13 protein-coding genes are annotated in these 12,354 nt (G+C 27.0%); 11 read left to right on the top strand and 2 right to left on the bottom strand.

The genetic code is table 11. The annotated features are described in order from the left end of the window. The first annotated feature begins 242 nt into the window (after window positions 1–242). The 11 genes from KQ44_RS15305 (at window position 243) to nifS (ending at window position 10,910) form a co-directional block, all read left to right on the top strand. Complete coding sequence (locus KQ44_RS15305; protein ID WP_240516703.1) at window positions 243–911, top strand: hypothetical protein; 669 nt, start codon at window positions 243–245, stop codon at window positions 909–911. Window positions 912–1,439: 528 nt separating this feature from the next. Continuing rightward, entirely contained in the window at window positions 1,440–2,414 is a 975-nt protein-coding gene (gene galT / locus KQ44_RS13400; protein ID WP_096737875.1) for a galactose-1-phosphate uridylyltransferase, read from the top strand. Continuing rightward, entirely contained in the window at window positions 2,415–3,410 is a 996-nt protein-coding gene (locus KQ44_RS13405) for a glycosyltransferase (protein WP_096737876.1), read from the top strand. It begins immediately after the preceding gene. A gap of 148 nt (window positions 3,411–3,558) precedes the next feature. Continuing rightward, the gene (locus KQ44_RS13410) at window positions 3,559–3,999 is read left to right on the top strand and encodes a hypothetical protein (RefSeq protein WP_240516704.1); all 441 of its coding nucleotides are present in this window, start codon (window positions 3,559–3,561) and stop codon (window positions 3,997–3,999) included. 139 nt (window positions 4,000–4,138) lie between these two features. Beyond that, window positions 4,139–4,810 (top strand): (d)CMP kinase, encoded by a 672-nt coding sequence (gene cmk / locus KQ44_RS13415; RefSeq protein ID WP_096737878.1) that lies wholly within the window; start codon window positions 4,139–4,141, stop codon window positions 4,808–4,810. A gap of 49 nt (window positions 4,811–4,859) precedes the next feature. Continuing rightward, window positions 4,860–6,524, top strand: coding sequence for a S1 RNA-binding domain-containing protein (locus KQ44_RS13420; protein WP_096737879.1), 1,665 nt, complete (start codon window positions 4,860–4,862; stop codon window positions 6,522–6,524). 213 nt (window positions 6,525–6,737) lie between these two features. Continuing rightward, a complete protein-coding gene (locus tag KQ44_RS13425; RefSeq protein WP_096737880.1) occupies window positions 6,738–7,865 on the top strand; it encodes a galactosyldiacylglycerol synthase in 1,128 nt (375 codons plus the stop codon). A gap of 62 nt (window positions 7,866–7,927) precedes the next feature. Continuing rightward, window positions 7,928–8,383: a hypothetical protein gene (locus tag KQ44_RS13430; RefSeq protein WP_096737881.1), complete on the top strand. Its 456-nt coding sequence runs from the start codon at window positions 7,928–7,930 to the stop codon at window positions 8,381–8,383. Window positions 8,384–8,620: 237 nt separating this feature from the next. Then, window positions 8,621–8,797 (top strand): (2Fe-2S)-binding protein, encoded by a 177-nt coding sequence (locus KQ44_RS13435; protein ID WP_020005591.1) that lies wholly within the window; start codon window positions 8,621–8,623, stop codon window positions 8,795–8,797. Between the two features lie 97 nt (window positions 8,798–8,894). Continuing rightward, a complete protein-coding gene (nifU, locus tag KQ44_RS13440) occupies window positions 8,895–9,728 on the top strand; it encodes a Fe-S cluster assembly protein NifU (protein ID WP_096737882.1) in 834 nt (277 codons plus the stop codon). A gap of 15 nt (window positions 9,729–9,743) precedes the next feature. Next, complete coding sequence (gene nifS / locus KQ44_RS13445; RefSeq protein WP_096738000.1) at window positions 9,744–10,910, top strand: cysteine desulfurase NifS; 1,167 nt, start codon at window positions 9,744–9,746, stop codon at window positions 10,908–10,910. A 187-nt stretch (window positions 10,911–11,097) separates the two neighbouring features. Here the strand turns inward: nifS and KQ44_RS13450 are convergent, their stop codons facing one another. Continuing rightward, the gene (locus KQ44_RS13450) at window positions 11,098–11,367 is read right to left on the bottom strand and encodes an HPr family phosphocarrier protein (protein ID WP_096738001.1); all 270 of its coding nucleotides are present in this window, start codon (window positions 11,365–11,367) and stop codon (window positions 11,098–11,100) included. A gap of 4 nt (window positions 11,368–11,371) precedes the next feature. Further along, on the bottom strand, window positions 11,372–12,354 hold a 983-nt coding region (locus tag KQ44_RS13455), incomplete at its 5' end, for a PTS sugar transporter subunit IIA (RefSeq protein WP_143277893.1).

Consider the following 12,354-nt stretch of genomic DNA (forward strand, 5'->3'; position numbering starts at 1 on the left):
ATAAAGCAATTTGATAGTATATTTTTTAAATATAAATTTATTACTAAAATATTGCCAAGATTTATGCTTAAACTTCTGAGAAAAAATAGTATTATATTTTAATATTTATATTACTTATTTTATGAATTTTGGTTTGGAGTTTTTTATGAATTATTATGGATTGCTATATAGTTTATCTTCTATGATACCTGTAAAAAATATATGCTATTATATAAAAAATTATATGTATTTAATGGATTTATATGTATAAAAATAGAAAAATATATTTACTTTCTTTTTATAGTCTAAGTTTATATCCTTCTTCATGCAGATTTTTTAGTCAGGCATGTGAGTTTAATATTTTTGATAATATACTTTTGTATAATGAATACAATTTACCAAAAGATGAAAAGTTTGATAAAATCTTAAAAGATAAATTAAAGTCAGATATAAGAGGCTTTGGGTATTGGTGCTGGAAACCTTTTATTGTATTGAAAACTTTAGAAGATATGGAAAATAATGATATATTAGTATATGCTGATATTGGATGTCATTTAAGCAAAGATGGTATAAATCGTTTTTATGAGTATTTAGATATGGTTATTGAATATGAAAGTATTTGTTCTACTCTTGGTTTTAAAGAAAAACAATTCACAAAATCAGATATATTCAATTATTTTAATGTTTTAAATGATACAAATATTACAGATACGTTTCAAAGACCTGCTACTTTTTTTATTTTAGAGAAAACTTCTAGTAATATAGAATTTGTTAGAAAATGGCTCAATGTATTTTATGATGATTTCTCTTTAGTAGATGATAGCCCTTCAAAGATAAAAAATTTTGATGGTTTTATTGAAAATAGGCATGATCAGAGTATTTTTTTCTGTACTTTCAAAGATTTTCAAGATAAAAACTATAGATACATATGAATTTGATTCTAATAATTATAAATATCCTATTTTATTTAAAAGAGATAAAAAAGATATATATGATTTTATTATAAATTGTTCTAATTGTCCTAATATAATAAAAAATGTATCATGGTTTATTTCATCTAGCAAATATAGAGAAATGTTAAGAAAGTATATAAAATTAAATTTAAAAGAGTTTATAGTTCTCTATTTTAAAGAAAATAAGAATTTGTCAAAGTTCAAATATATTAAAAGCGGTAATTTATTTTTAGATATAATAATAAGAATGATTTTTAATATGTTAAAAAAGGAACTATTAATAGGGATAGAAAATAACATTAGTTCTATTGAATACTTAATTAAAGATATGTCTAAGTATGGATATCCTTTTAATATTTAGCTAATAGTTTTATATTTTTTAATTATAAATGTTTTATATATTGTTTATTATGAAAAAAGGTATATAATAGATTTATATTAAAAAATGAAATAATGATATTAAAAGATATCAATGAATATAACTAATAAAAAATAGGAGAAATAAATATGGCAGAATTGCGTTACAACCCATTACTTGGAGATTATGTTATGATAGCTAGTCATAGACAGGCACGTCCGCAGATGCCTAAAGATTATTGTCCGTTTTGTCCTGGAAGCGGAAAAGTTCCTGATAGTTATGATGTTTATAAATATGATAATGACTTTCCTGCCTTATCATTTGAACCTCCTTATCCAGATGAAGTAGATAATGGTAAAATGTTTAAAACAGCACCTTCTATAGGTAAATGCGAAGTTATTTTATATTCTTCAGATCATAATACTACTTTACCAGAACTTCCTGTTGGCCATATTGCTAAATTAGTAGCTTTATGGCAAGAGAGAATGAAAGCTATAGCTGAGAATAAAAAAATAAAATACATTATGCCTTTTGAAAATAAAGGTGAAGTTGTAGGTGTTACTATGCCGCATCCTCATGGTCAGATATACGGTTATAGCTGGATACCTTTAAGAATCAAAAGAAAAATAGAAATGGCTTCTAGCTATTATAATACTAACTGCCGCAACCTTTTTATGGATATGTTGGAACAAGAATTAGAAGATAGCAGAAGAGTAGTTTTTGAAAATGATCATTTTATATGTTTTTTGCCTTTTGCTACAGAATATCCTTATGGTATAATGATAATGCCTAAAAAGAAAACGCTTTCAATAACTAACTTTAATAAAGAAGAGAGTTTATCACTTGCTGATGCTTTAAAAAAGGCCACTTCTACATTAGATTTATTATTTGATATAAAGTTTCCTTATATGATGTGTATGTACAGTGCACCAGTAAATGATGGATTTAATTATAATGATATATGGAATTATCATATAGAGTTTTTTCCTCCTATGAGAAGTAAAGAAAAACAGAAATTTAATGCTTCTTCAGAAACAGGTGCTTGGGCTCCCTGCAATCCTACAAGCCCAGAAGAGATGGCCGCTCAATTAAGAACAGCATACATTAGATATATGGGAATGTAGGTGTATTTAAAAATTACAGTTATTATTCCTCATAGGATTGGTGAAAATATAGAAAAAACGTTAGCAGGGGTATATCTTTCTAATTACCCTAAGGAAAATATTGAGATTTTTCAGGCAGAGGGTACACATCCTACTGTTCAGAGAAATGAATGTATTAAGCAGTCTTTAGGCGATATAATATACTTCATAGATAATGATTCTATTGTCAGTGCTGATAATATTAAAGAAGCGAGTATTATATTTGAAAGTGATAAAAAAGTGGCCATAGTAGGAGGACCAGCAGTTCATAAGGTAAACTCTTTAGTTGAAATGTATATTGACAGATGTATGCGTTCTTATTATGCAGTCGGACCTATAGCCAACAGGTATAGGGTTAATAATAGTGATATAAAAGAGGGTACAGATAGAGATGTTATCCTTTGCAATTTATTTGTAAGGCGTGATGTATTATTTGAGGCTGGACTTTTTGATGAGAGCCTATATCCTAATGAAGAAAATGCTTTGATAGACAAGATTCTTTCTCTTGGATATAAATTAATATATAATCCGAAGATAGTAGTAGAAAGACCTCCAAGATCGAATTTAAAATTGTATATAAAAATGCTTCTTAATTACGGCAGAGGAAGACTGGAACAACTTTTTAGAGATTTTAACAGTAAAAATTTAATATTTACTTTACCAGCATTATTTTCGCTTTATATAGTTTTATGTCCAATAATATTTACATTATATAATATTTTTGAAGTAAACATAATTAAATTTTATTTTTTTCCATTATATGTTTACATAATATTAACTGTATTTGCAGGTTTTATATATGCTGTAAATGATAAGGGATTTATTTATAAAATAATGGGTATTTTTATATATCCTTTTATGTTTTTTGTAACACACTTTTTTTATGGATTTGGATTTTTTTACGGTATTTTAAGAATTGTAACGAAATTTAGAAGAATTGCTAAATTTTCTGTAAAAAAATATAAATCTTTTGGATAAATTTTGTAAATTTATAATATATAAAGATAATTACATATTGTAAAAATTGTAAAAATGTATAGTCTTTAATTAATTAATTTTTTAGGTTTACAAAAAGAATGAATATTTTAAATATATACTATTAATTTTAGGTGTATGTACAAGCAATTTGTTTTGTATTTATAATTTTAATGAAAATGGAAGTCTTATTCCATTAAAAATGATAAGAGTAAATAATTATGTTACCGATATTAATAATATATCCTTTGAAGATTATTCCCCTAATTTAAGTATTTTAGGTTTTCCTATGCTTAGTAGCTTTTTAATAGCTGAAAAGAAACTGCCTATATTAAGTATTTTCTTAGAACTTTATCAGTTTATGGGGTATACTAAGGAAGTAGCTTCTCATGTCAGTCATTTAGGTTTTTTTAGCACATTAAAGACTATAGAGTATTTCTTTGTGCAGGGCAGCAAAGATGTGTCTGTTTCATTCTCATACTCATCTACAATGAATGTTAATTATAATTCTATGATAAGAGATTTATCTGCTTCATATTCAGACATAACTTCAGGCACAAGTATGTTATTTGCTTTTAATTTTTATATATGATATTAATAGGATATATTATTTGTTAGAAAATGTTTAAAAATTATAATAAAGTTTGCTTTTTATTAAAATAAATATTTGCAAATTATAATTATTTATGATATATTGTATAGAAAATTATTTTAATTAAAAAAGGTTATATGTGTCAGATATACATGAAATAATTACTCTTGATGGTCCTTCTGGGGCAGGTAAAAGTACAATAGCAAAATTAACAGCAAATAAATTGTCTTTTAAATATTTAGACACAGGTGCTATGTACAGAGCAGTAACCTTATATATGATTAAACATAATATTAATATAGATAATAACAATGAAGTCATATCCGCTCTTAATAATTTAAATATCAGTTTTGATAATGCTGGAAGAATATATTTAGATAATGAAGACGTAACTGAAGAGATAAGAAGTTCTGAAGTGGTTAATCTAGTATCCAAAGTATCATCTATCAGTGTTGTAAGACAAAATATGGTATCTCTACAGAGAAAAATAGCTGAAGGTGGTAATTATGTAGTAGATGGCAGAGACATAGGCAGTGTAGTTTTTCCTAATGCTAAATATAAGTTTTATATGGACGCTTCTTTAGATGAAAGAGCTAAACGCAGATATAATGAAGAATTATCCAAAGGAAAAACACTTACTTATGAAGAGGTTAGGGAAAGCATAAGAAAGAGAGATGAGTTTGACTCAAATAGAAAAGATAGTCCGCTAGTGGTTCCAAATAATGCATATATTATTGATACTACAAGTATGACTATAGATGAAGTTACAGAAAAAATCACAAATGTGATTTTAAATAAACAATCTAATTAACAGTTGGATATATTTTTAACCTGTGAAAGTGCAGGAGGGAGAAGGAACAATGGAAGATAATAAAAATCTATCAAATGATGAAATTGAATTTCGTAAGGCTTTAGAGGAAAGTGATAATACTTCTTTGAGCCGAGGAAAAATCATTAAAGGTAAAGTAGTTCAATTTGACGATACAGACGTTTTTATAGATTTTGAATCTAAATCTGAAGGTAAAATTAAAAGAAATGAATTTGATAAAGAACCTATTATTGGTGAAGAAATAGAAGCTATTGTTTCAGGGGAAGATGATAAAGGTTATGTTATTTTATCTAAAAGCGAAATAGATAAGAGAAGATCTCAAGAATTAATAGATAATGCTGTTAAAAATAATAGTACAGTTACAGGTGTTGTTAAAGAGGTTATTAAAGGCGGATTTAAAGTATCTATAATGGGACATCAAGCTTTTTGTCCGTTTTCTCAAATAGATATAGCTAGAGGAATCAAAGAAACTGATTATATAGGCAATGAGTATGAGTTTAGAGTAATTAAGAAAAATGGCAGGGATGTTGTAGTATCAAGAAGAGCTTTATTAGAAGAAACTCAAAATGCAAGTATAGAAAGTTTCTTAAACAATCTTAAAGAAAATGATATTATTAATGGTAAAGTAAAAAATATAGAAAAATTCGGTGCTTTTATAGAAATTACTCCGGGTTTTGATGGTTTCCTTGCCATACCTAATATGTCTTGGGATAAGGTTATTAATCCTAAATCTATAATATCAAAAGGCGAAGAGAGAATGTTTAAAGTTCTCCATGTCGATAAAGAAAACAAAAAAGTTGATTTGGGTATTAAGCAGCTTGATGAAGATCCTTGGGGTAAATTCGTTGAGCAGTATCATATAGGCGATGTTATTCAAGGTGAAGTTACTAATGTTAAGAAATTCGGTGCTTTTGTAAAAGTTGCTGACGGAATAGAGGGATTGGTTCATGTTTCTGATTTAAGCTGGAACTCACATGTTAATAATCCTAATGATTTCGTTAAAAAAGGTGCTTTCTTAGAATGTAAAATACTCGATATGAATGCAGCTGAAAGAAAACTTACTTTAGGATTAAAACAAGTAAAAGAAAATCCTTGGGATACTGTTGAAAAAGATTTCCCTGTAAAATCTGCTGTAAAATGTAAAGTAAAAAGAATAATAAAAAACTTTGCTGTATTTGAACTTCCTAACGGCTTGGAAGGAATATGTGACATAAGCGATTTTGATTGGAGAAATAATATTGTTAACATGAAAGACTATATTAAAGAGGGTGAAGATGTTAATATGGTTATCATGTCCATAGACAGAGATAAACAAAGAATCAAGCTAAGCTATAAACATACTAAAGAAAGTCCTTGGAGATTATTTGAAAAAGCTCATCCTCAAGGTTCTATAGTTGATGGTACTGTTAAAGCTATAGTTGATTCTGGTGCTATTGTTTCCTTGGAAGATGACTTGGAAGGATATATGCATGTTTCACAAGTTGAAATCCCTAAAGGAAGTACTTTAGAAGAAGTTGTTAAAGTTGGTGAAACTTATCCTTTTGTTGTAAGAGAAGTTAATCAAAGTAAAAGAAGAATATCGCTTTCAAGAAGAGAGTATATGGAAGCTCAAAACAAAAAAGAAACTCAAAATTATATTTCTAAAGCAGAACCTACTTCTTTGACTTATAATCCTTTTGATAATATAAATAATTAAAAACAGAAGATAAATAAAAAATAAATTATAAAATCCTAATATTATAATAGTTTTATTATGATATTAGGATTTTTTATTACGTTTTTTGTTTTTTTATGTTTTTTTATTATCTAACTTGATGCAATATTGACATCAATATTTTTTTATATATAATTATCTTATCATAAAAATGCTTAATTTCATTTTGCATAATTTTTTATAAAGGGTTAAATTATGAAAAGACTTCTTATTATATCATCAGAATATACAGGTCATGGACATAAAAGTGTTCATACTGCCATAGTGCAGGGTTTTGAACAATTATATAAAGATAAAATAGAATGCAAAGTCATTAATGGGTTTAAATTAGGTGATTTGGAGCTTATGGCTACAGAAAGACTTTATAATGTATGCATAAAATATTTTCCCAATATGTGGGGCAAGTTTTTTAATCTTTCTAATAATGACAGTACTTTTGTAAATAAAAAGATATCTAGGAAAATAAGACGAAGATTGTTAAAAAAAATAGAACAATACAATCCAGATTTAATTTTAAGTGTGCATCCATTATTTAATGGAAGTGTTCTTAATCTTTTGCAAAAATATAAACCAGAGTTAAAGTTATATACTTTAATAACAGATATAGTAAGTGTTACACATATATGGCTTGATAATAGAGTAAGCAAAGTAATAAGTCCTTCTATAGAAGCTACAAATTTTATTGTAGAAAATGGTATAGATAAAGATAAAGTTATGACATTTGGTATACCTACAAGAGTTAATTTTGATTCGCCTTGTAAAACTATAGAAGAAGTCAGAGCAACAACAAATTTGAATAGAAAGTTAAGAGTACTTTTGTTAAATAATTCAGAAAGATCTAAGAGAATATATTATATAATAAGAAAGCTGCATGAAAAATATGACTGCGATGTTACAGTGGTATGCGGAAGAAATAAAAATAATTATAGAAGAATTAAACATAGATTAAGAAATTATAAAAAAGAGGTAAACTTAATAGGATACTCCAAAGAATTATTTAAATTGTTCCATGAGAATGATATTTTAATTACGAGATGCGGATCTTTATCTGTGGTTGAAGGCATAAATTGTTTGATACCTATAGTATCTATGGGGGCATTGAAAGGTCAGGAGGAAGGTACTCCTATATATTTGGAAGAAAATGGTTTGGGGTACAATACTGTTTCTACTGATGATATTTTTAATAAAATAGATTATCTTATTGAAAACGGCAGAGAGTATCTTCTAAAAACTAGAGAAGCTCAGTTTAATTACTATGGAAGAGATGCAAGAGAGAAAACAGTTCATTTTATTGCTGATGAACTTCTTAAAGATGAAAAATAATATTATATTAAATTATAGTTTAATATAAATAAAAAGGAAAAAAATTGATTAGTAATAAAAAGATGAAAGAATTGCTCTCAGATATAGATTTATCTAATATAGAATTAAAAAATTATTATTCTGTATTTGAAAGAGTAAGATCTAATAATGAAAAATATTGGATTATAAGCAATGAAACAGACTGCAGTATGTGTTCTGCTGTTGTTTCCAAAGAAATAAACTTAACAAATTTTGAATGGCATAATAATGAAATATATATAGCAAACAGCATAGATATAAAACAGATTCTAAATTTATCTTTAAAAATGTTTATGTCTTTAAAAAAGCTTCTTGAAGAGAATTATCCTTATCAGATATTTGATTTAGTATTATCTCTATCATACAGTAAAGACAATACTCCTCCAAGTGCTGATATAAGGTTTTATGCTGTTAGAGATGGTTTTAGAATAATTGATATTGAAAATATAGAAAATTATAAATCAGATGCTGTTTTAATAGAGACTGTTAATAATAATTAAATATATTGCTTATCAAAATAAATAATTACTATAATTTTTTGTCCAAATCATTTTTATAAACATTATTAAAATACTATATAGTTCTATATATTGAAAAATTAATAAATGCACTTGATATTTATTTAGTAAAATGTTATAATCATCTAACATTGAAGGTTGTAAAATAGATTAATGTGAATGTTCATATTTTTTCTATTTTCTATAATAAATTGCAAATTAGATAATAGGAGAATCAAAATGGCAGATAAGACAATATGTTTCTGTATGGCAGTAACTGAGAGTCAGATTAGGGATGCTATCAAATCAAAAAAATTAAAAACAGTAGAACAAGTTTCTGAAGCTACTAAAGCAGGTACAGGCTGCGGCGGCTGTCAGGAAGCTATCAAACAAATCTTAAATGAAATGAATAAATAATTTTATTAAAAACAAAAAATTATATTTATTTTATATCCCAATTATAAATTAATATATTTTATGTATATTAATAATTAACTTAGATGGAGGTAGGAACATGTGGGAATATACAGATAAAGTAAGAGATCATTTTATTAATCCTAGAAATGTAGGAGAAATAGAAAATCCAGATGCAGAGGCTATGACTGGAAGTATAGTTTGCGGCGATGCATTGAAATTAACATTAAAAATAGATAAAGACACCGATAAAATATTGGATGCTAAATTCAAAACTTTCGGATGTGCTTCGGCTATAGCAAGCAGCAGTATTCTAACTGAGATGATTAAAGGAAAAACTCTTGATGAAGCTGCTAAGATTACAAATAAAGATATAGCTATGGAGCTTGGAGGTCTTCCCGAAGAGAAAATGCACTGTTCTGTTATGGGAATGGAAACTTTGGAAAAAGCTATTAATAACTATAGAGGAATTGCAACAGAAGAAGATGAGCATGATGAAGGTGCTATTGTTTGTAAATGTTTTGGTATAACAGATACAAAAATAAAAAGAGCTATAAGAGAAAATAAATTAAAAACTGTAGAGGAGATTACTTTCTATACTAAAGCAGGCGGCGGATGCGGAGCCTGTAAGGTTAAACTTGAAGATATCTTGAACGAAGAACTTGCTGAGATGGAAAGAGAAGCTAAAAATGCCCCTCTTACTACAGTTCAAAAAGTAAAAAAAATAGAAGAGGCTTTGGAGAGAGTTATTAATCCTATGCTTAAAATGGATGGAGGAAGCTGCAGACTTGTGGATGTTGAAGGCAATAAAGTAATGATAGAGTTTAAAGGAGCTTGTTCTTCCTGTGCTTCTTCTAAAAATACTTTGAAAGGTTTTGTTGAGCCTAAATTGCATGAACTAGTTTCTAAAGATTTGGAAGTTGTAGGCGTTTGATTGGAGGGTATATTTATGTCAGATAAAAAAATAATATATTTAGATAACAATGCTACAACTAGAGTATATGAAGAAGTATTAGAGGTTATGCTTCCTTATTTTAAGGATCAGTATTTTAATCCTTCTAGTATGTACACTCCTGCTGGTGCTGTTCATAAAGAAATGGAGAAAGCAAGAGGAGAGGTAGCTGATTTTTTGGGCTGCGAACCTATTGAAGTATGTTTTGTATCATGCGGAAGTGAAGGCGACAATATGGCTATTAGAGGAACTATAGAAGCATATCCTACTAAAAATCATATTATCACTACAAAAGTAGAGCACCCTGCCGTTATAGAAACATGCAAAGATTTGGAAAGACATGGATACAGAGTTACATATCTTTCTGTAGATAATGACGGAAATATAGATATTAATGAATTAAAAAGTGCCATTAACGAAAATACTGCAATAGTATCTATAATGTATGCTAATAATGAAACAGGTGTGATTTTTCCTATAAAAGAGATTGGAGAGATAGTAAAAAATGCAGGAGCAGTATTTCATGTAGATGCTGTTCAGGCCGCAGGAAAACTTCCTCTTAATATGAAAAATGAGCCTTATATTGATATGCTTACTATAGCAGGACATAAAATACATGCTCCTAAAGGTATAGGTGCTTTATATATAAAAAATGGTACTAAATTAAGAACTGTTCAAACAGGCGGTCATCAGGAGAGAGGTCGCCGTGCTGGTACTGAAAATGTGCCTTATATTATTGGTTTAGGTAAAGCTGCTTCTATGGTTAAAGCCGAGCTTCCAAGATTTATTGAACATACTTCAAAACTTAGAGACGCTTTAGAGGCAGAAGTTACTAAAAGAATAACCGATATAAAAATTAATGGAAAAGGTGCTAATAGAGTAAGTAATACTGCAAATATAAGTTTTAAAAATATAGAAGGGGAGGCTGTACTTCTTTTATTAGACGGATATGGTATTTGTACTTCAAGCGGAAGTGCATGTTCATCTGGTACATTAGAGCCTTCTCCAGTACTTCAGGCTATGGGAGTGCCTTTTGAGTATGCCCATAGTTCTACGAGATTTTCTATGTCTTTGGATAATACTATGGAAGAGATGATGTATACTGCTGATGCTATAGAAAAAATAGTTGCTAGACTTAGAGATATATCACCTTATAAAGATTAAGATTTTATATTTAAATTAAATATAAGCCTATTATAGTTATTATAATAGGCTTTATCATTTTCTAATTAAAAAATATTAAATTAAAAAACTATGTATTAATAAATTTAGTTTTGAAACAAGTATAATATAGAAATTTACAAATTATAATTGTTTATGTACATATTAAATAATAAATATATTATAAAAATCAAAAATTTGTTTTAAAAAAATTAAATATATTTTCTTTGGCTTTATCTTCTAAAATTTTATCATTGCCTTCTATTGATACCGTAACTTCATCACCTATTTTTAAATTGAGCTGCATTATTCCTATTATCTTTTTTACATCTTTTTTATTTTGTTTACTGTCGATTATAATAACACAACATTTACTGTCTTTTGCTATTTTAGCAAGATCACTTAAAGGTCTTGCATGTATATTATTAATATTTTTGATAGTATAATTAAAACTAGTCATTTTATTATTTCCATTCATTATTTCTTAGTAAATACATTAAATTGTCAAATGTTTTATTTTCTATCAGTTTTATAATACTTTTTTCATTAAGCAGAAAATCTACAGTATACTGATAAAATTTTTGTAAATTGTCATCTTTTTTGTTTGATATTGACACTAAAAATATAACCTGAACATTATTTTTGTACCATGTAATAGGTTTTTCAAGTACGGCTACATATACGAAAGTTTTTTCTGTTAGAATATCAAAAGGATGAGGTATAGCCACCAAATTGCCAAAATCTGTTTCTGATAAATCTTCTCTTTTCATAACAGATTCATAAAAATTATCAGGTATATCTATATATTTTTTTATATTAATGCATATGTTTTTGATTATTTCATCTCTGCTATTTCCTTTAATATTTAATGAAAATAGGTCTTTATTATAATAATCATTTAGAAAATCATTTTTTGATAATTCTAAAGCGTTTTTTACATTTATGATATCACTATTTTCTAAAAACAATCCTATTTGTACAATAGGAAGCGGAACTCTAAAATTAATAGGTACTGTTGAAAATATATAATTAACCTTTGAAAAATCAAAATCTTTAAGCATTATTAAATCGGTGGTATAAATATTATCTATATAATCAGCAAACTCTTTTTTATATTTGTACATTAGAAGTTTTGAAGTTGTTTTTCCGCTCCCACAAACTATTAATATATTTATTTTATTTTTTTCTTCATTGCTGTTTTCTTCCAAGGCTATTTGAAACAGTAAAGCTAAATATCCTATTTCATCATCAGAAATTTCTTTTTTATAATAATTTTTCAAAACTGCATTTGCCTCAGAAGCTATTAAATATGCAAGACCGTAATTACTTTTTATATCACAAAGCATGGGGTTTTTTTGTAATACATTATATCTTATTCTTATATCAAGTGGTATCATGTGATGATTTAATAAAAGCCTTAAATTAAGATTGTTTCTTAAATCTATTT

Source organism: Brachyspira sp. G79 (genome assembly GCF_002379365.1).
In the GTDB taxonomy this organism is placed as follows: domain Bacteria; phylum Spirochaetota; class Brachyspiria; order Brachyspirales; family Brachyspiraceae; genus Brachyspira.